The organism is Thauera aromatica (genome assembly GCF_023093595.1).
Taxonomy (GTDB): domain Bacteria; phylum Pseudomonadota; class Gammaproteobacteria; order Burkholderiales; family Rhodocyclaceae; genus Thauera; species Thauera aromatica_A.
This window is the reverse complement of the sequence record NZ_JALLIK010000096.1, coordinates 37,699-56,414: the sequence shown is the minus strand read 5'-3', so window position 1 is coordinate 56,414 and position 18,716 is coordinate 37,699. Positions and strand designations below refer to the sequence as shown.

Genomic DNA, 18,716 nt, shown 5'->3' with positions numbered 1-18,716 from the left:
GCTTCAGTACGCTTGAGGCGGCTCGGCGCATACTGAAATGCAGCCCGCCCCCCCACCGATGATCCGCTTCGACAACCTCACCCTGGGGTATGACCGCCATCCCGCGGTGCACCACCTCAGCGGCGACATTCCCGCCGGCGCGCTGGTCGCCGTAGTCGGCCCCAACGGCGCCGGCAAGTCGACGCTGCTCAAGGGCCTGGCCGGCGAGCTGCGCCCGATCGGCGGGCGCGTCCTGCTGCCCGAATTTCCGCCCGGCGGGCTGGCCTACATGCCGCAACGCGGCGACATCGACCCGAGCTTCCCCGTGTCGGTGTTCGACGTCGTCGCCATGGGCCTGTGGCACGAGATCGGCGCCTTCGGCGGGCTCTCCCGTAGCCAGCGCCAGCGCGTGCGCGACGCCCTCGCCACGGTCGGGCTGTCGGGCTTCGAGACGCGGCCGATCGGCTCGCTGTCCGGCGGCCAGCTGCAGCGCGCGCGCTTTGCCCGGCTGATCCTGCAGGACGCCCCGCTGATCCTGCTCGACGAACCGTTCGCCGCGATCGACAGCCGCACCGTCGAAGACCTGGTCGGGCTGATCCTGAGCTGGCACGCCGAAGGCCGCACGATTCTCACCGTGGTGCACGACCTCGAACAGGTGCGCCGCCACTTCCCCACTGCGCTGCTGCTATCGCGCGAGCCGGTGGCCTTCGGCCCCACCGCCGAGGTCCTGACCCCCGCGCTGCTGGCGCGGGCCCGCCGCCTGTCGGAAGCCTTCGACGAAGACGCCGCGCAATGCCACATCGAGCTCGCCCCTGCGCTGGGTACAGCACCCGATACCGAGGCGCGCGCGGCACCGGCGCACGCGCATGCCGGCGCGGATGCCCTCCCGCATCCCGCTGTGCCCTCCCCCGCCGGCGCGCACCGCGGCCATCGGCATCCCCACTGAACGCGGCCGCGCCCGGCCCCCAGCCCTCCGCCCCCTGCTTCCACCGTGACCGAACTCCTCCTCGACCCCTTCACCGAATTCGCCTTCATGCGCCGCGCGCTGGCCGGCTGCCTGGCGCTGGCCCTGGGCGCCACCCCGGTCGGGGTGTTCCTGCTGCTGCGCCGGATGAGCCTGATGGGCGACGCGATGAGCCATGCGATCCTGCCCGGCGCCGCCCTCGGCTACCTCGCCTTCGGCCTGTCGCTGGGCGCGATGACGGTGGGCGGCATCGTCGCCGGCCTGGTCGTGGTGCTCGCCGCCGGGGTGGTGACGCGGACCTCGATCCTGAAGGAGGACGCCAGCCTCGCCGCCTTCTACCTGCTGTCGCTCGCCGCCGGGGTGATGATCGTGTCGCTGCGCGGGCGCAACCTCGACCTCCTCCACGTCCTCTTCGGCTCGGTGCTGGCGCTCGACGACGCCTCGCTGCTGCTGATCGCGGGCATCGCCAGCGTCACCGTGGTCTGCCTCGCCGTGCTGTTCCGCCCGCTGGTGCTGGAGTGCTTCGACCCCGCCTTCCTGCGCGGGGTCAGCCGCTGGTCGCCGGTGGCGCACTACGGCTTCCTGGTGCTGGTGGTGATCAACCTGGTGAGCGGCTTTCACGCCCTGGGCACGCTGATGGCGGTGGGGATCATGATCCTGCCCGCCGCCGCCGCCCGGCTGTGGACGCGCGGGCTGCCGATGCTGATCCTGCTCGCGGTCGCGTTCGCCTTCGGCAGCGGCGCGGCCGGACTGCTGCTGTCCTTTCACGTCGATGTACCGGCCGGCCCGGCGATCGTGCTGGTGTGCGGCGTGGTGTATTTCGTGTCGCTGCTGGCCGCGCCCGGCGGCATCCTCGCCGGCCGTCTGCCGGTACGCCACCACCTCGAATCCTGAGCCCCGGGACGGCCGGCGGGCGGCAGCGCCCCCGCCGGCCCCCCCGCAAACCGAGCCCGCGCCATGACCACCGCCACGCCCGCACCCCTCGCCCCCCGCTTCGGCCGCCTGCGCAGCCTGCTTCGCCGCGTGCCCGGCCTCGCCGCCCTGACCGCCGCAACCGCCCTCATCCTGCCCACCGCCGCCGCCGCTGCGCAGCCGCTGCAGGTCACCGCCAGCTTCAGCATCCTCGGTGATTTCGTCCGCCAGGTCGGCGGCGAGCGCGTCGCCCTGCGCACCTTGGTCGGCGCCGACGAGGACGCCCATGCTTTCCAGCCCCGCCCCTCGGACGCACGCGAGATCGGCGCCTCGGCGCTGGTGGTGGTGAACGGCCTCGGCTTCGATGACTGGACGGTGCGCCTGGCGCGCTCGGGCGGCTACCGCGGAACCGTGGTGGTGGCAAGCGATGGCGTGGCCACGCTCGACATGGCCGACGAACACGGCCACCAGGCACATGCCGGCGGTCACCGCCACGGCACCGGGGGCAGCCGCGCGGTCGACCCCCATGCCTGGCAGGACGTCGCCAACGCCCAGCGCTACGTCGCCAACATCGCCGCCGCGCTCGCCGCCGTCGACCCGGATGGGGCCGATCTCTACCGCGCCAACGCGGAACGTTACCGCGCCGAACTGGCGGCGCTCGACGCCGAGATCCGCCGCACCTTCAGCGCCCTGCCTGCCGATCGGCGCAAGGTGGTGAGCTCGCACGACGCCTTCGCCTACTTCGGCCGCGCCTACGGTATCCGCTTCCTCTCCCCGGTCGGAGTCTCGAACAACGCCGAGCCCACCGCGCAGGGCGTCGCCCGCCTGATCCGCCAACTCAAGGCCGAGAACATTCCCGCGGTGTTCATCGAAAACGTCGCCGACGCACGCCTGATCGAGCGCATCCGCAGCGAAAGCGGCGCCCGTGTCGGCGGCACGCTGTACTCCGACGCGCTGTCCGCCGCCGACGGGCCAGCGCCGTCCTATGCCGCGATGATGCGCACCAACCTCGAGACGATCCGCGACGCCCTCGCCCCGCCCCGCTGAGCTTCGCCTGCGCCGTGGGCAGCGGCGTGTCTCAGGCGAACAGGCTATGCAGCATCTTCGCGCACAGCGCCACCAGCACCCCGGCGAATACCTTCCTCAGCATCGCCACCGGCAGGCGGTGCGCCAGGCGCGCGCCGAGCGGGGCGAAGAACATGCTCACCGCCGACACCAGCACCAGCGCCGGCAGGTAGATGAAGCCCAGGGTCAGTGCAGGCGTGCCGGGCGCGCCCCAGCCGTTGACCAGATAGCCCACGGTGCCGGCGAACGCGATCGGCAACCCGATCGCGGCCGAAGTGCCGATCGCGTGATGGACCTTGACGTTGCACCAGGTCAGAAACGGCACCGACAGCGAGCCGCCGCCGATCGCCACCAGCGCCGACACCCCGCCGATTCCCACGCCGGCAGCGCTCATGCCGAGCGCACCGGGCAGGTTGCGGCTGGGCCGGGGCTTGATCCCGAGCAGCATCTGCACCGCGACGTAGGCCATGAAGACGGCGAAGAAGATCGCCAACGGCACGGTATCGACGCGCGCCGCGACGAAAGTCGCGCCGAAGGTGCCGAACAGGATCCCGGGGGCGATCGCACGCACCACATCCCAGCGCACCGCAGCGTGCGCATGGTGCGCGCGCAGGCTGGAAACCGCGGTCAGCACGATCGCCGCCATCGAAGTGCCGAGCGCCATATGCACGACCTGGTCGCGCGGAAAATCCTGGGCGAGGAACAGGCTGGTCAGGATCGGCACCATGATGCCGCCGCCGCCCACGCCGAGCAGTCCGGCAAAAAAGCCCACCACCACGCCGAGCAGGGGGTAGGCGAGCCACCAGAGATCGAGTTCCATCGGCAGGCGCTCCATTTTGTGCCGTTTCGTTGCAGGTTCCCGCACTGCGGCGAGCCGCGCGGGAAAGCCCGCAACTATCGGCCAGACCGGCATTCCTGCGCAAGCACAGCCGAAGCGGCCAGCGGCGGATGCGGCGGCAGCCCGCGCCGGGTGCCGCCGGCCTGTTACATGCGGATGCGATCTCCGCCCGCACACCGGAGGGCGTTTTTAACAGGATTGACTATATTGCAGAAACCACCGGACTCCCTGCAGGTCGGCCATCCCCGACATCGAAAGGAAAAAAACAATGAAACGCCTTCAACGCACCCTTGCCGTCGTCCTCAGCCTCTGCTTCGCCAACGCGACCCTGGTCCATCCCACTCACGCCGGGCTGATCCCGACCGAACAGCTCGCCCGCAGCGCCGCCCCGGAACAGGGCGCGAGCCACGCCCGCCTCGCCGCCGCGCTCGGGCGCGACGACGTGCGCGCCGAACTCGAGCGCCAGGGCGTCGACCCCGCGCTCGCCCGCGAGCGCATCGCCGCGCTCACCGACGAGGAGGCGGCGCGCCTCGCCGAGCAGATCGACAGCGCCCCCGCCGGCGGCATCATCGATGCCATCCTGCTGGTGTTCTTCGTTCTCCTGCTCACCGACATCCTCGGCCTGACCAAGGTCTTCCCGTTCACCCGCTCGGTGCGCTGAACCGGCGATGTCCTGGCCCGCGGTACTGCGCGCCTGGCTGCGGCCGCGCCTGGCTGGAGCCGCAGCCGTGCTCCTCTCCGCCCTGGCGAGCGCCGGTTGCGCCACCCAGGCGCGGCAGCTGCAAGCGCAGCCCCCGCCCGACCTGCCACCGCAGGTGGAGCTCATCGACACCCCCTTCTTCCCCGACGACAGCTACTTCTGCGGTCCGGCGGCGCTCGCCACCAGCCTGTCCGCCGCCGGCCTGCCGACCCGCCCCGAGGCCCTTGTCGGCCAGGTCTTCATCCCCGGCCGCGAAGGCTCGCTGCAGATCGAAATGCTCGCCGCCGCCCGCCGCCAGGGCGCGGTGGCGACGCTCATCCCGGGCACCCTCGAAGCCTTGCTGCGCGAGACCGCCGCCGGCAACCCGGTGGTCGTGCTGCAGAACCTCGGCCTGTCATGGGCACCGTCCTGGCACTACGCGGTGGCGGTGGGCTACGACCTCGAACGCGGCAGCGTGCTCCTGCGCTCCGGGCCGATGAAACGCCAGGAGCTGAGCCTGCGCACCTTCGAGCACACCTGGAAGCGCGGCGGGCAGTGGGCGTTCGTCGCCCTGCCGCCGGGGCGTCTCCCCGCGACCGCGAGCGAAGGCGAAACCGTGCGCGCCCTGGTCGCGTTCGAGCGCACCGCAGCGCCCACTGCCGCGCTGCGGGCCTACCGCGGTGCCCTTGCGCGCTGGCCCGGCAATCCGACGCTGGCTATGGGGCTGGGCAACACGCTCTACGCCGGCGGCGACAAGCACGGCGCCGAAGCGGCCTTCCACCGCGTCGCCGAAGCCCACGGCCTGGCTGCGGCGTACAACAACCGGGCGCAGGTGCTGCTCGAGCTGGGGCGGCGCGACGAAGCCCGCGACACCGCCCGGCGCGGCCTCGCGGTCGCCGGCCCGTTGCGCCCGACGCTGCTCGAAACGCTCCACGCCATCGACGCCCCCGTGCGCGACTGAACCGGCACCGACGCACCCCGGCCCATGCCGGGCTCGCCCTTCCGCGTTAACATGCGTCCATGAGTGCCGTTTCCCCCCGCCCCGCCGCGCCCGACCGTCCCCCGTGGCGCCATTACCTGTGGGCCGCGCTCGCCGTGATCGCGGTCGCGCTCGCCGGGATGCCCCTGCTCGGCCACCTCGACCTCGCCAACATCGCGATGCTGTTCCCGCTCGTCGTGCTCTTCGCCGCCATCCGGCTCGGCCGCGGGCCGGCGGTGCTGGCAGCCTTCCTGTCGGTGGCGCTGTTCGACTTCTTCTTCGTCCATCCCCACTTCACCCTGGCGGTGTCCGACCTGCAGTACCTGCTCACCTTCGCCGTGCTGCTCGCGGTGGCGCTGACCACCGCCGAACTCGCTGCCCGCCTGCGGCGCGAGCGCGACAGTGCCGAAGCGCGCGGCGAGGAAGCCGCGCGCGCCCGGCTCGCGGTCGAGTCGGAGCGCCTGCGCAATACCCTCCTCGCTTCGATCTCGCACGATCTGCGCACCCCGCTCACCGCGCTCGCCGGACTGGCCGAGTCCCTGCCGCTGGCCGGACCGCCGCTGCCGCCGGAACAGGCCGCGCTGGCCGAAGCGATCCGCCGCGAAGCCCTGCGCACCCATGCCCTCGCCCGCGATCTGCTCGAGCTCGCCCGCCTGCAATCGGCACCGGTGCCGCTCGCCCACGAATGGGTCCCGGTCGACGAAATGATCGCCAGTGCGCTGCAGGGACGGGCCCCACTGCTGCAAGAGCACCAGCTCGTGCTCGACGTGCCCGAAGACCTGCCGCTGGCCCATGTCGACCCGGCGATGATGGAGCGGGTGCTGTGCAACCTGCTCGACAACGCGATCCGCCATACGCCCGCGGGCGGGCGGGTCACGGTTCGCGCGCGCAGCACGGACGCAGTATCGGCGTCCGCCGGGAAGGCGCCAGCGCGCCGGGCCGGGCCGGACGCGGCCGCCACGCCGCTCGAAACGGCCGCCCCGAGCGCGCGCAGCGGGCTCGCCCGCGAACGGCGCGTCCTCGAAATCACCGTCTGCGATACCGGTTGCGGACTGCCGCCGGGGCAGGAGGAAGCGATTTTCGAGCGCTTCGTGCGCAGCGCCGGCCCCCCCTCCCGGACCCTGACGGGCGATGCCGGCACCGGGCTGGGGCTGGCGATCGTGCGCGCGATCATCGAAGCCCATGGCGGCCGGGTCGAAGCCTGCAGCCAGCCCGGCGGCGGCGCCTGCTTCACGCTGCGCCTGCCCGTCCCCCCCCAGCCCCTGCTGCCGTGACCGGGCGCCCCTTCGAGCTCCCGCCGATGAAGAACCTTCATGCGCCTACACCGCTCGTCCTGCTCGTCGAGGACGAGCCCGGAATCCGCCGCTTCGTGCGCGCAGCGCTCGAAGCCGAAGGCTGCACGGTATGCGAGGCGGCGACTCTCCGTCGCGGCGGGATCGAAGCCGCAGCGCGCCGTCCGGATCTGCTGATCCTCGATCTCGGCCTTCCGGACGGCAACGGTATGCTCCTGCTCGACCAAATCCGGCGCTGGAGCGGGATGCCGGTCCTGGTCCTGTCGGCCCGCAGCGACGAAACCGACAAGGTGGCAGCACTCGATGCCGGAGCGGACGACTATCTGAGCAAGCCTTTCGGCGTCGCCGAGCTGCGCGCCCGCATCCGCGCCCTGCTGCGGCGGGCGCTGCGTCCAGCGCACACCCCGAGCCGGGTGGCGTTCGGCGACATCGAAGTCGATCTCGAGCGCCGCACGGTCAGCCGCGCCGGCGAACCGGTCCATCTGACCCCGATCGAATACCGCCTGCTCGGCCAGCTGATCGCCGGCAGCGGGCGGGTGCTGACCCACCGCCAGCTGCTCTCCGGGGTCTGGGGACCGAACTACGTCGAGCATGCGCATTACCTGCGCGTCTACATGGCCGGTCTGCGGCGCAAGCTCGAAGCCGATCCCCGCTTTCCGGTGCACATCCTCACCCAGGCGGGGGTCGGTTATCGCCTCCAGCTCGATGTGCCCGGCGACGCCGTCAGCGACCCCGGAGCGTCGACGGCAGCATCGCATTCGGATACGGCCGAACAGCGCAGTCCTGTGGGTGACAGTGACAGTGGGTGACAAACATCCTATAAATTGAAAATGAGGCTGGCCGGGTTCATGCCCGGCAGGAAAGCCCGGCAGAGAGGCAGGTAGGGAGCTTGGCCGCAATGGAAAAGAAGACCTCAACCGCCCTCGTCGCCAGTCCGGACGAGCGCTTCTGCGCGAACATCGGCGTGGCTGCAGAACTGGCCGATGTCCGGTTGGTGGCACGGGTGGCCCGCTACGCTCAACTTCCCGTGCTGTTCGATGCCCTGCAGGTGGACATCCTGGTGTTCGATGCGGATCCTGCCGAAGCGGAGCAGGACGGGCAGCTTGCGTCCTTCCACCGTTCGGCGCCGGGAACGGCGATCCTGCTGGCAACCAGCGCCCTCACCGATGAGCGTGTATCGAATGCGCTGCTGCAAGGCGTCAGCGGCTTCGTGCCGAAGCATTGCGACAGCCGCGAATATGCAGACGCGATGCGCGCGGTCCAGCGCGGAGAAATCTGGCTCGGACGCGAGAAACTCGCGCACGCCCTGACGAGCCTGATCGACACGGTCAATCTGTCGGCCCGGCCCCGCGCCCCCGTGGGCGCGAGCGAAAAGCTCAGTCCGCGGGAAGAGGAAATCGTCGGCCTGATCCTGCGCGGGTGCACGAACAAGGAAATCGCCAAGGCCCTGGGACTGAGCGACAAGACCGTCAAGGCCCATCTGAGCCACGTCTTCGCCAAGCTCGGGGTCACGCGGCGCGCCCAACTGGCGCTGTCGCGCCATCCTTTCGGCGCTTCACCAGCCGGCGGATGACGGCCTAGGACACCGGACCTAGGTCACCGGTCCTAGGCCACCGGGCCGCCATTTCAAGCGCATTTCTCTGCTATCCCTAAAAAACCTGGACGTCGGCACGCGGGACAAAACACCTGCATGCGGGTGCCAGTGGGAGGGTGGCCAGCGCAGAACGGATATCCCTGCGAGGATCCGCGCTGCCCCCCGAGGGGGCGAAGCTCGTCCCGAAGCGGATAGGAGAACATCATGAGAAGCTTGACGAGATGGGCGCGTTCGTGGGCGCGCTGTATCGGCACGGCGACGCCGCTGGTCGTGGGAGGGCTGCTGCTGGGGGCGCCGCCGGCGCAGGCGCAGGTCGCAGGCAGTTGCATGCAGGATGTGTGGAAGGCGCACGGCAACAGCCAGAACCTGACGTGTACCGCCAATGACGTGACGCTGTCCTCGGTCAGCAACATCTGTATCGCGGTTACGCCCGGGGGAGTGCAGGACCCGGACGGGGACGGTTGCCAGAATCCGAACCCGCAAGGGCAGTTCACCTGTGTTTCCGGCCAGCCTTTCACCTTCACCGCCGACTTCGCGATGCCGCTGACCGCCCAGGCCCGCTACGACCTCGGTCTCTACATCGCCACCGACGGCGGCGGAGCCGATGGCGCCTTGACCGGACAGTGTGCACCGAATGTGGTCACCGCGGCGAATTCGCCGACCTTCATCAACAAGGATGCGGCTCCGGACATCTGCGGCGACATCGACAGCGCCAACACCCCACAGGTGATTCGCCAGACCATCACCACCATGTGTGCCGACACCAACAACGACAACAAGGTCAATCTGCCCTGGTGCACGAGTTGGCGTCAGCCAGGCGCGAACGAAGTGTGCGACTCGGTCACGTTTACGACCGCGGCCACGTTCGATGCATTCCCGGGATCGCCGTCGAAGTGCAATTGCGGCAACCTCAACATCGACGTCTTCCTCGAAACCGCGAGCATCACGGTACTGAAGGACGCGGTGACGACGACGGTTTCGGAAGCGGGGGGCGATGTAACCTACAGTGTCGCGGTGACCAACAACGCGCAGGTCTCGAGCGTGACACTGGATAGCCTGGTCGACGATCTGTACGGCGACATCACCCAGGTCCAGGGTGCCGTCACGGCAACCACCTGCACGCTGGCGACGATTCCGGCGGAAAGCAACGATCCGGGTGGTCAGAACCCGTACATGTGTCAATTCACGGTGGCAGTGGTGTCCGGGGCGCACGATGCGGGTGACACGATCACCGACGTCGTGGAGGCGTGCGGAAGCGATGATTTCGGTCATTCGAACCTCTGCGACGATGATCCGGCCGACGTAACCGTTGTCGACGCATCGAGTCCGCCAGACCTGACCAAGACCGCGACCGCGACGCAGACCGTTGCCGTGGACGTGCAGTTCAGCGTCGGGGTGAGCAACACCTCCGCCTTCGATACGCTGTCGCTCACTTCGCTCACCGACGACAAGTTCGGCGACATCACCACGGTCCAAGGCAACGTCCTCAGCACGACGTGCGCGGTTCCGCAGGTCATTGCTCCGTCGGGCAACTACGCGTGCTCGTTCGTCGGCAGGATCTCCGCGACCGGCCTCCACACCAACGTCGTGACCGGTGCAGCGACCGACGATGATGGCGTGAACTACGGTGCGCCGGAGTTGCAGGACGATGCGGACGTCAACATCACCGTGACCTTCCCGTAAGCAGCACACCTTGCTCCGATCGGCGGGCGCCGAACGGTTTTTCCTGAAGACGAGGAGACCGCCGGGGCCCGCCGCGGGCAAGCCGGGAAATGAAGAAACGTTCGCCCCCTCGATCGGGCAACCGGTCGAGGGGGTTCGAACACCTCGCGCTGGCCCGGATCGCTCGACCACCGACATGGAAGGGATGCCATGAACCGAATCATGCTATGCACGGCGCTGACGGCGCTGACCCTCACGGGTCTATCTGCGCCGGCCCCGGCTCAGGAGGCCGGGGAGGTGGAACAGTTGCGCCGCGACGTGGAAGCCGTCATGCAGGGCCAGGACGCCCTGCGCAAGGATCTCGACGAACTCAAGAAGCAGCTCCAGGCGCGCCTGCCGCCACCGCCGCCGCCGCTGGTGCAGCCCATCGACGCCGTCGTTTCGATCGGCGACGCGCCGGTGAAGGGCGCGCGGGACGCGCAACTCACCATGCTGGAGTTTTCCGATTACCAGTGCCCCTTCTGCAAGCGCCACGCAGACCAGTCGCTGCCGCAGATCGAGCGGGACTATATCGCCACCGGCAAAGTGCGTTACGTGTTCCGCGACTTCCCGCTGGAGTCCATCCACCCACAGGCCCTGCAGGCCGCCGAGGCGGCGCACTGCGCGGCAGAGCAGGGGCGGTACTGGGAAATGCACGACCGCCTTTTCGCCAACCAGCAGGCCCTCGCCGCCGAACACCTGGTCGAGCACGCCGCGGCGCTCGAACTCGATGCCGGATCCTTCAAGCAGTGCCTGGAGAGCGGCAAGTACGTGGAACGCATCCGCAACGACATCGCCGAGGGGCGCAAGCTGACCGTGACCGGAACGCCCACCTTGCTGCTGGGGACGAGCACCGGCGGCAGCATGGAAAACGTGCGCATCATGCGCGGGGCCCATGCTTACGCCTTGCTCAAGCAGGAGATCGACAAGCTGCTGGCGGAGAGCAAGCCGTAGTTCGAGCGGGAATGGTCTTCTTCCGGCGCCTCCCGCGGGTTCTGCTGGCATTGCAGCCGTAGCCCGCGGGGGGCTTTCGCTTGCCGCGCCCCGAGATCGGGGACGGTGCGGCTTACTGAACCTTGAAGGCGACGGCGGTGGCTGCGGACTGTCCGTTGAGCGCCGCGACCATGCCCGCCTGATAGGTGCCGACGGGGTCCGGTTTCTTGAGCTGGAACTGGTACAAGGCCTTGCCATCGCTTCCGGTCGTCGCGCTGCCTTTGACCTGCGAACCGTTGGCCTTGGTCACGGTGAAGGACACCGTGGCGCCGGCCACCGGAACGCCGCCGGCACTCACGTTCGCGCTCAGGTAAACGGTCTGGCCCCGCAGGTAGCTCGGTTGGCTCGTCGCGCCGGTTGCGGCCAGTTGAGCGGAGGCCCCTGCGCCAAAGCGCACCGTAACCAGCGCCTGGGTTGCGGACACCGCGTCCGCGGTGATGCTCACCCCGGTGGCCGGATCCTCGAACGTTCCGCCGACCGTCAGCGCGGGGTCTTTCCAGTCCCAGTACGCCGAGCTTCCGCTATTCGGTGTCATGTCGAGGAGATTGACGCTGTTGCCGTTGCCGTCCGTCGCGGTATGGATCAGCACCCCGTTGAGGACGTTGGTGTTGCCGGCGAGCACGCGGTCGAAGCCCACGGCCTGGCGGAACTCGACGTAGTACCAGGTCTGCTGCCCGGTCACCGGATCGATGGCTTTCGGAATCTTGAGCGCCTTCGGCCCGGTTCCGCCGGCCGCGTAGGGTTCGAGCGTGAACACGCCGTCACCGGTGACGGTCGTGATTTCCGGCGACGCCGAAGTGTTCAGCCAGCCCAGACGCTCCTTCTGGAAAGCGTTGTAGTGGCCGGCGCTCGAGGAGCCCATCATGTCCATCTGATCGCCGTATTCATAAGTCGTACAGGTCGTCCCGAGCGTGTCGGCACCGCACTCGAGCGAATGCGAATGGAACAGGCCGATGGCGTGGCCGAGCTCGTGCGCCGTGACCCCGATCTTGAGTTCCCCGGTGATCCAAGTGTTCGACGGGCTGCCCCCCACCGACGACAGCCCCCACCAGCCGCAGGCAATCTGGGGAAAGGCATAGACGAGGTGCGTATAGGCGGACAGATCGTAGCCCGCCGCCGAAGCGGCGTCCTGGGCCTGGGCGGCAATCGTCCAGTAGTCACACACGCTGGAGCTGTTGGCGATCGTGAACCAGCCCGCGACGTCGGTGTTCAACCACATCTGCTGCTGCGAATTTTCCAGGAAATACTCGTTCGTCGTCGTCAGTACGGTTTTCGCGAAATCGGGGGAGTAGGGCTGGATCGGGTTGTCCTGAAAGTTCACCAGCACGACCAGGGTTCGGTGCTCCCCCATCGCGCTCGGCCCCGGTGCCGGCGTCCCGCCATTGCTGCCGCCCTTCGCCCCCCCCTTGGCGGCCAGGATCAGGCTGCCATCACCCGACTCCAGGGCCATTACGCGATCGAGCAGGACCCCTTTGGCGCGAACCTGGGTGCCGCTCACCAGCCCCGGGGGCTGGGCCTTGAAGTGGAGGGCAATTCGTTCGCCCAGGGAAGTACGGAGGTAATTGCTCAGGCGGGCCTTATGGTTCGGGTACTCTTCATAGAACACTTCCAGTTCACCCTCCAGTTCCACATGCCGCTCGAGGGCATCCTGCACTTGGGAAGGCATGCCGGCGCGCGCGCCGGGCGTGAGGACGAGCTGCAGTGCGGCGGCGGGGTCGTTCTCGATGAGTTCGGTCAGGAGGGCCTTGCGCTGCGCGACCGCCGCGGCCAGTTCATCGAGCCGTGCGGCCTGTTCCCGGGCGGATGCGGCGCGATACCGGGCATGCAGCCCCGGGAGGGACTCGGTCAGTTGTTCGGCGGCGCGCACGACCTCGGAAATCCGCACGGAGTCGGGTGCGGCTTCACTGCCCTCGGCCGTCACCACGGGCGCGGCCGCAACCATGGGCGCGGATGACAACGCCAGCAGCGCGGTGAAGAAAGCGGCGCCGGCCAGGCGCGCCAGCCGGCTTGTGCGGCGGCGCACCATGTTTGTGGTGGTGGTCGATTTCATTGCATTACTCCCTGTAAAACTCTCGACACGACAGGGAGTACTGCAGACTCCGCGCCCAGGCGCGGCGAACAGGTGACGCGGCGCGGATCTCTCGATCCGCCCGGATTTTCATAACCTGGCAGTCCCGCTGTCATGAGGCCGAAGCCTTTTAAACCGGTGACTTTGCGTCCCCGCCTTTCGACGGGTTTACCCTTTTCAGGACGATCGGAAGCGTATCTCGACCGTATGTGCCATTACGGCAAAATCGGGGGCGAACCTTAGCCTTTTGCCCGGAGGGATGACTGCCGTGAAAATATTTTTTACAGAAAACCCGCCACAATACCATTGACATTCTTAAGCAATTCGCAAATCAAAATCTATAGCGCATTCGCGAAATGCATTGTCAATCAGGAAAAATAAATTTTCATCATGTGAAGATATTCCAGATGGCCGGACAATGGCAGAGATGAAATCCTGCAATTGAATTCACGTGATTCATGCATATTGATCCGCACCCGGACGGGGTCGGCCGCCGCTTCCGGCCCGATACGCTCAGCGACGCCAGAAGGTCGGCGTCAATACCACCAGCAGGGTGAAGATCTCCAGGCACCCAAGGATCATCGCGAAGCTCAGCACCCAGGTCTGAAAATCGCTCAGCCCCTGATAATTGCCCGCCGGCCCGACCTCGGCCAGCCCGGGGCCGGTATTGTTGAGACAGGCGACGACGCCCGAAAAGGCAGTGAGCAAGTCCAGCCCGCTGGCGGCCAGCAGCAAGGTCAGCGAGACGATGCTGACCATGTACATGAAGCCGAAGGCGAGCACCGCATGCAGCACGTTGTCGGAGACCGGCTGGCGGCCGAGGCGCAGCGGCAGCACCGCATTCGGATGCAGCGCACGGGCAATTTCGCGATACACCTGCTTGTACAGGATGATCGCGCGCATCATCTTGATGCCGCCACCGGTGGACCCCGAACAGGCGGCGAAGCTGCCCAGAAAGAGGATCCAGACCTGAGCGAACATCGGCCATGCAGCGTAATCGTAAGCGGCCAGGCCGAGCGAGGTGGCAAGGGAAATCGCATGAAAGGCGACATGGCGCAGTGCCGTCGGCAACTCGGTGTAAGCCCCCACCCCGAACAGATAGGCAGTGAGAAAAACGACGGTAAAAAGGAGGACACCGAAAAACCAGCGCAACTCAGGATCGTTGGCATAGGCCTGCGCGCTACGCCGCATCAGCGCAAGGTAATGGGTGGCGTAGTTGATCCCGGCCAGCAGCGCGAACAGCATCGTCACCAGTTCGATCGACAGGCTGCCAAAGCCGCCGAGGCTCGCGTCCCTGCTCGAAAACCCGCCCAGCCCCATGATCGAGAAGGCATGGATCACCGCCTCCCAGGGCGGCATGCCGACGCCCCACAGCGCCACGCCGCAGGCCAGCGTCAGCAGCGCATAGACCATCCACAGACCTTTCGCGGTTTCGGCGATCCGCGGTGTCAACCTGGACTCCTTCATCGGGCCCGGCGCCTCGGCCTTGAACATCTCCCGCCCGCCGATCCCCAGCAGCGGCAGCACCGCGACCATCAGCACGATCACGCCCATGCCACCGATCCAATGCATGAAGGTGCGCCACAGGTTGATCGACACCGGCAGCGCATCGAGCCCGCTGAGCACGGTCGCGCCGGTGGTGGTCAGACCGGAAGCGGCCTCGAAATAGGCGTCGGTGAAGGACAGTCCGGGCAGATAGAACATCAGCGGCAAGGCACCGAACACCGGCACCGCGAGCCAGGTCGAAGCCACCAGCAAAAAGCCGTCCGACACATGAAGGTCGCGCCGCGTGCCGCGCCCGGCCGCCCACATCACCAACCCGCAGGCGAACGTGGCGAAAAGAGCCAGGTCATAGGCCGCGGTGGCACCATCGTCGAGGGCGAAGGACACCGCAAGCGGGAAGCCCATCACCAGCCCGAACAGCATCAGCACCAGACCCAGCGCACCAATGACCGGAAGATAGACTTGCATTGCGGCAACGGCGACCGCCGGTAACGGCAGCCGCGGGGGTCATGAAAACGCCGCGGATGCTATGCCTTCGCGCATTAAGATGGCGTAAAGATTTTGCAGCGCAACACCGGGGTCCGCTCTGCCTGACAGCCGAAAAAAGGGCGCGATGATCGCTCATCGCGCCCTTTCCGGGTGAGGTCCCCCGCCTGTGCCGTCTCCGCCGGGCATCCTGAACCTGGGGTTCAGGGAGGTCGCGTTCCTTCCGCTTCAGGATCACCCGCGAGGGGGCGTTCACACCAGCGGCATCGATGGTCGGCAACCAAGTCTTTCGACTATTGGTTCAAGGAATCTACGACTTCGACGAACACTGCAGGGGATTGATCGTTGCCGTCTTGCGCTGGCCGGAAGATGCTCTTCCGGCCAGCGCACACAGCGAATTATCGTTGTTTTGCCGAAGCCGCGCCCGTTTCGAGGGATGGACCAGACGACTCAGAAGAGCTTTTCCTGCTGGGCCAGCACCCCGTCGAGGCGCGCTTTCATGAGCCCGATTCTACGCTTCACGCCCGGCATGTCAAACCCGTTGCCGCGCTGATACTGAAGGAACTCGTGGGCGATGTTGAGCGCGGTCATGACCGCGAGTTTTTCGCCGGAAGAATGCGTTTTCGCTCCAAGTTCGCTGAACTTGTCGTCAAGATACGCTACGGTCGCGAGCAGGTCCTCGCGGCTCTCGGGCGTGCACGAAACCCGGTACTCCTTCCCCAGCAGCGTCACGTCCAGATGGTCGATCGACACGGTTTCAGGCCTCCGGCAGATGGTCGAGCAGGGCTTCGATGCGGTCGGCGGCAAGCCGGACCTTGTCCGAGAGCTGGCGATTTTCGGCTTCCAGCCGCGCAACGCGTCCGCGCAGCTCGGCGTTGTCGGCCTTGAGGCGGTCATAGAGGCTGATCAGTTGCTCGAGCTGGGCTTCGAGTTGCGCGAGTTCGGTGTCCATGGCGGCGATGGTAGTAAGGGCTGGATCGGGGGTCAATCAGCGCTGCAGCTGGCCGACGTCGCGCACCGCACCGGTGTCGGCCGAAGTGGTCAGCGCAGCGTAGGCCTGCAGTGCGGCGGAAACGAGCCGCTGGCGGCTGAGCGGCTTCCACGCCGCGCTGCCCCTCGCCACCATCGCGGCACGGCGCGCGGCGAGCGTCTCGTCGGAGACGGCAAGGTGGATGCGCCGGTTCGGGATGTCGATCTCGATCATGTCGCCGTCCTCGACCAGGGCGATCGCGCCACCGCAGGCCGCCTCCGGCGAAGCATGGCCGATCGACAGGCCGGACGTACCCCCGGAAAAACGGCCGTCGGTCAGCAGCGCGCACTGCGCGCCGAGGCCGCGACTCTTCAGGTAGGAAGTCGGATAGAGCATTTCCTGCATGCCGGGGCCGCCCTTCGGGCCTTCGTAGCGGATCACGACGACGTCGCCGGCCTGCACCTGCTCGCCGAGGATGCCTTCGACCGCGTCCTCCTGGCTCTCATAGACGCGGGCGCGGCCGGTGAAGGTCCAGATCGACTCGTCCACGCCGGCGGTCTTCACGATGCAGCCCTTCTCGGCGATATTGCCGTAGAGCACCGCGAGCCCGCCGTCGGCGGTGAACGCGTGCGCCTGGTCGCGGATGATGCCGCCTTCCCGGTCGGTGTCGAGCTCCTTCCAGCGGCGGTCCTGGCTGAAGGCGACCTGGGTCGGCACGCCGCCGGGCGCGGCGCGGAAGAAGGTGTGCACGGCCTCGTCACGGGTCCGCTTGATGTCCCATTTGTTCAGCGCCTCGGCCATCGAGGCGCTGTGCACGGTCGGCAGATCGGCGTGCAGCAGCCCCGCGCGGTCGAGTTCGCCGAGGATGGACATGATGCCGCCGGCACGATGCACGTCCTCGATATGCACGTCGGCGACCGCGGGCGCGACCTTGCACAGGCAGGGCACGCGGCGGCTGATGCGGTCGATGTCCTTCATCGTGAAATCGACCCCGGCCTCGCGCGCGGCGGCGAGCAGGTGGAGCACGGTGTTGGTCGAGCCACCCATCGCCACGTCGAGGCTGATCGCGTTCTCGAAGGCCTCGAAGCTGGCGATCGAGCGCGGCAGCACCGCGGCGTCGTCCTGTTCGTACCAGCGCCGGGCGAGCTCGACGATGGTGCGCCCGGCCTGGCGGAACAGCTGCTCGCGGTCGGCGTGGGTGGCGAGCGTGGTGCCGTTGCCCGGCAGCGACAGGCCGAGCGCTTCGGTCAGGCAGTTCATCGAGTTCGCGGTGAACATCCCCGAGCACGAACCGCAGGTCGGACAGGCCGAGCGCTCGATGGCGTCGACTTCCTCGTCCGAGCAGCTCTTGTCGGCGGCCTTGACCATCGCATCGACGAGATCGAGCGAAATCACCTTCGCTTCCCATTTCACCTTGCCCGCTTCCATCGGCCCGCCGGAGACGAAGATCGCCGGGATGTTCAGGCGCAGCGCGGCCATCAGCATCCCCGGCGTGATCTTGTCGCAGTTCGAGATGCACACCAGCGCATCGGCGGTATGGGCGTTGCACATGTACTCGACGCTGTCGGCGATCAGCTCGCGCGAAGGCAGCGAGTACAGCATCCCGCCGTGGCCCATGGCGATGCCGTCATCGACGGCGATGGTGTTGAATTCCTTGGCGACGCCGCCGGCGGCCTCGATCTCGCGCGCGACGAGCTGGCCGAGGTCCTTCAGATGCACATGGCCGGGCACGAACTGGGTGAAGCTGTTGGCGATGGCGATGATCGGCTTGTCGAAGTCGCCGTCCTTCATGCCGGTGGCGCGCCACAGCGCGCGCGCTCCAGCCATGTTGCGGCCGGCGGTGGAAGTGCGGGAACGATACTGGGGCATGACGGCGCTCCGGGAAATCTGCGGGAAAGAAAGCGATTCTAACGCGCACCGCGAAGCATGCGTATCATCCCGGATCTCGTCATCCGCCAGGAGCCCTCATGCACGTTCCTCTGCCCGCAGCCGACTCCGCCCCCCTTCGTTCCGATGCGCCCGCGCCGGAAGCCGGCTTCGACCTCGACCCTGCGCAGGTTCGCGTGCTCGGCGCGCTGATCGAGAAATCCTTCATCACCCCCGATGCCTACCCGTTATCGATCAACGCCATCACCACCGGCTGCAACCAGCTCACCGCGCGCGAGCCGGTAATGAACCTGTCCGAGGCCGAAGTGCAGGCGGCCGTCGACCGCCTGATCGCACGCCGCCTGGTATCGAAACGCGACCAGGCCAGCGCCCGCGTCGCCAAATACGAGCACCTCGTGCGCCTGCGCCACTCGCTGCCGCCGGCCGAGCAGGCGGTGCTCGCGATCCTGATGCTGCGCGGCGCGCAGACCGCGGGCGAGCTGCGCCAGCGCTGCGAGCGCCTCCACCGCTTCGACGACGTCGCCGCGGTGGAAGCGGTGCTGGAGCATCTGGCGGAAAAATATCCCCCGCTCGCCACCGCGCTGCCGCGCGCCCCCGGTACCAAGGAAACCCGCCACGTTCATCTGCTCGGCGGCGACGCCGCGGTGCAGGAGATGGCCGAGGCCCAGGGCGCCGCCGGCGGCGGGCGCGGCCGGATCGCCGAACTGGAAGACGAAGTGCGCGCACTGCGGGCGACGCTCGAGACCCTGCGCCACGATTTCGATACTTTCCGCCGCCAGTTCGACTGACCCCGATCCCGCCGCCCG

The 18,716-nt window shown here is 67.9% G+C and carries 17 protein-coding genes, 1 other RNA gene and 1 riboswitch; of the genes, 11 read left to right on the top strand and 7 right to left on the bottom strand.

Going from position 1 to position 18,716, the window contains the following annotated elements; all coding sequences use genetic code 11:
- The first annotated feature begins 37 nt into the window (after positions 1-37).
- The 3 genes from MXC99_RS07535 (at position 38) to MXC99_RS07525 (ending at position 2,902) form a co-directional block, all read left to right on the top strand.
- Positions 38-925, top strand: a complete 888-nt coding sequence (locus tag MXC99_RS07535; protein ID WP_247724865.1) for a metal ABC transporter ATP-binding protein — start codon at positions 38-40, stop codon at positions 923-925.
- 45 nt (positions 926-970) lie between these two features.
- Positions 971-1,837, top strand: coding sequence for a metal ABC transporter permease (locus tag MXC99_RS07530; protein WP_247724864.1), 867 nt, complete (start codon positions 971-973; stop codon positions 1,835-1,837).
- A 63-nt stretch (positions 1,838-1,900) separates the two neighbouring features.
- Positions 1,901-2,902 carry a metal ABC transporter solute-binding protein, Zn/Mn family gene (locus MXC99_RS07525; RefSeq protein WP_247724863.1) on the top strand — a complete coding sequence of 334 codons (1,002 nt, stop codon included), beginning with the start codon at positions 1,901-1,903 and terminating at the stop codon, positions 2,900-2,902.
- 31 nt (positions 2,903-2,933) lie between these two features.
- Here MXC99_RS07525 and MXC99_RS07520 read toward each other — a convergent pair whose 3' ends face one another.
- Positions 2,934-3,740, bottom strand: a complete 807-nt coding sequence (locus MXC99_RS07520) for a sulfite exporter TauE/SafE family protein (protein ID WP_247724862.1) — start codon at positions 3,738-3,740, stop codon at positions 2,934-2,936.
- Positions 3,741-4,026: 286 nt separating this feature from the next.
- Between MXC99_RS07520 and MXC99_RS07515 the strand changes: the two genes are divergently transcribed.
- The 7 genes from MXC99_RS07515 to MXC99_RS07485 all read left to right on the top strand — a co-directional run bounded on the left by MXC99_RS07515 (position 4,027) and on the right by MXC99_RS07485 (position 10,957).
- Positions 4,027-4,419: a PA2779 family protein gene (locus MXC99_RS07515; protein ID WP_247724861.1), complete on the top strand. Its 393-nt coding sequence runs from the start codon at positions 4,027-4,029 to the stop codon at positions 4,417-4,419.
- A 7-nt stretch (positions 4,420-4,426) separates the two neighbouring features.
- The gene (locus MXC99_RS07510; RefSeq protein ID WP_247724860.1) at positions 4,427-5,398 is read left to right on the top strand and encodes a PA2778 family cysteine peptidase; all 972 of its coding nucleotides are present in this window, start codon (positions 4,427-4,429) and stop codon (positions 5,396-5,398) included.
- A gap of 59 nt (positions 5,399-5,457) precedes the next feature.
- Positions 5,458-6,690, top strand: a complete 1,233-nt coding sequence (locus tag MXC99_RS07505; RefSeq protein ID WP_247724859.1) for a DUF4118 domain-containing protein — start codon at positions 5,458-5,460, stop codon at positions 6,688-6,690.
- A gap of 26 nt (positions 6,691-6,716) precedes the next feature.
- Positions 6,717-7,517 carry a response regulator gene (locus MXC99_RS07500; protein ID WP_247724858.1) on the top strand — a complete coding sequence of 267 codons (801 nt, stop codon included), beginning with the start codon at positions 6,717-6,719 and terminating at the stop codon, positions 7,515-7,517.
- A gap of 89 nt (positions 7,518-7,606) precedes the next feature.
- Entirely contained in the window at positions 7,607-8,281 is a 675-nt protein-coding gene (locus MXC99_RS07495; RefSeq protein ID WP_247724857.1) for a response regulator transcription factor, read from the top strand.
- A 225-nt stretch (positions 8,282-8,506) separates the two neighbouring features.
- Positions 8,507-9,985, top strand: coding sequence for a hypothetical protein (locus tag MXC99_RS07490; protein ID WP_247724856.1), 1,479 nt, complete (start codon positions 8,507-8,509; stop codon positions 9,983-9,985).
- A gap of 189 nt (positions 9,986-10,174) precedes the next feature.
- Positions 10,175-10,957: a DsbA family protein gene (locus MXC99_RS07485; protein WP_247724855.1), complete on the top strand. Its 783-nt coding sequence runs from the start codon at positions 10,175-10,177 to the stop codon at positions 10,955-10,957.
- Between the two features lie 112 nt (positions 10,958-11,069).
- On the opposite strand, the gene MXC99_RS07480 is transcribed toward MXC99_RS07485, so the two are convergent.
- From MXC99_RS07480 to ilvD, 6 genes are all read right to left on the bottom strand, one after another.
- The gene (locus MXC99_RS07480; RefSeq protein WP_247724854.1) at positions 11,070-13,046 is read right to left on the bottom strand and encodes a hypothetical protein; all 1,977 of its coding nucleotides are present in this window, start codon (positions 13,044-13,046) and stop codon (positions 11,070-11,072) included.
- Between the two features lie 114 nt (positions 13,047-13,160).
- Positions 13,161-13,247: riboswitch (cyclic di-GMP riboswitch) on the bottom strand.
- A gap of 330 nt (positions 13,248-13,577) precedes the next feature.
- A complete protein-coding gene (locus MXC99_RS07475) occupies positions 13,578-15,035 on the bottom strand; it encodes a TrkH family potassium uptake protein (protein ID WP_247724853.1) in 1,458 nt (485 codons plus the stop codon).
- Between the two features lie 174 nt (positions 15,036-15,209).
- A non-coding RNA gene (gene ssrS / locus MXC99_RS07470) (6S RNA) lies at positions 15,210-15,393 on the bottom strand.
- Between the two features lie 110 nt (positions 15,394-15,503).
- A complete protein-coding gene (locus tag MXC99_RS07465) occupies positions 15,504-15,806 on the bottom strand; it encodes a cell division protein ZapA (protein ID WP_247724852.1) in 303 nt (100 codons plus the stop codon).
- Between the two features lie 4 nt (positions 15,807-15,810).
- Positions 15,811-16,005 (bottom strand): hypothetical protein, encoded by a 195-nt coding sequence (locus tag MXC99_RS07460; protein ID WP_107221774.1) that lies wholly within the window; start codon positions 16,003-16,005, stop codon positions 15,811-15,813.
- 36 nt (positions 16,006-16,041) lie between these two features.
- Positions 16,042-17,892 carry a dihydroxy-acid dehydratase gene (gene ilvD / locus MXC99_RS07455; RefSeq protein ID WP_247724851.1) on the bottom strand — a complete coding sequence of 617 codons (1,851 nt, stop codon included), beginning with the start codon at positions 17,890-17,892 and terminating at the stop codon, positions 16,042-16,044.
- Positions 17,893-17,990: 98 nt separating this feature from the next.
- Here ilvD and MXC99_RS07450 point away from each other — a divergent pair, with 98 nt between their 5' ends.
- Positions 17,991-18,698: a YceH family protein gene (locus MXC99_RS07450; RefSeq protein WP_247724850.1), complete on the top strand. Its 708-nt coding sequence runs from the start codon at positions 17,991-17,993 to the stop codon at positions 18,696-18,698.
- Positions 18,699-18,716 lie beyond the last annotated feature (18 nt).

Coding starts and splice junctions, on each gene's coding strand:
- MXC99_RS07460 (WP_107221774.1), bottom strand. CDS start 16,005: ATGGACACCGAACTCGCGCAACTCGAAGCCCAGCTCGAGCAACTGATC.
- MXC99_RS07500 (WP_247724858.1), top strand. CDS start 6,717: ATGAAGAACCTTCATGCGCCTACACCGCTCGTCCTGCTCGTCGAGGAC.
- MXC99_RS07535 (WP_247724865.1), top strand. CDS start 38: ATGCAGCCCGCCCCCCCACCGATGATCCGCTTCGACAACCTCACCCTG.
- MXC99_RS07525 (WP_247724863.1), top strand. CDS start 1,901: ATGACCACCGCCACGCCCGCACCCCTCGCCCCCCGCTTCGGCCGCCTG.
- MXC99_RS07450 (WP_247724850.1), top strand. CDS start 17,991: ATGCACGTTCCTCTGCCCGCAGCCGACTCCGCCCCCCTTCGTTCCGAT.
- ilvD (WP_247724851.1), bottom strand. CDS start 17,892: ATGCCCCAGTATCGTTCCCGCACTTCCACCGCCGGCCGCAACATGGCT.
- MXC99_RS07480 (WP_247724854.1), bottom strand. CDS start 13,046: ATGAAATCGACCACCACCACAAACATGGTGCGCCGCCGCACAAGCCGG.
- MXC99_RS07515 (WP_247724861.1), top strand. CDS start 4,027: ATGAAACGCCTTCAACGCACCCTTGCCGTCGTCCTCAGCCTCTGCTTC.
- MXC99_RS07495 (WP_247724857.1), top strand. CDS start 7,607: ATGGAAAAGAAGACCTCAACCGCCCTCGTCGCCAGTCCGGACGAGCGC.
- MXC99_RS07505 (WP_247724859.1), top strand. CDS start 5,458: ATGAGTGCCGTTTCCCCCCGCCCCGCCGCGCCCGACCGTCCCCCGTGG.
- MXC99_RS07475 (WP_247724853.1), bottom strand. CDS start 15,035: ATGCAAGTCTATCTTCCGGTCATTGGTGCGCTGGGTCTGGTGCTGATG.
- MXC99_RS07490 (WP_247724856.1), top strand. CDS start 8,507: ATGAGAAGCTTGACGAGATGGGCGCGTTCGTGGGCGCGCTGTATCGGC.
- MXC99_RS07510 (WP_247724860.1), top strand. CDS start 4,427: ATGTCCTGGCCCGCGGTACTGCGCGCCTGGCTGCGGCCGCGCCTGGCT.
- MXC99_RS07485 (WP_247724855.1), top strand. CDS start 10,175: ATGAACCGAATCATGCTATGCACGGCGCTGACGGCGCTGACCCTCACG.
- MXC99_RS07520 (WP_247724862.1), bottom strand. CDS start 3,740: ATGGAACTCGATCTCTGGTGGCTCGCCTACCCCCTGCTCGGCGTGGTG.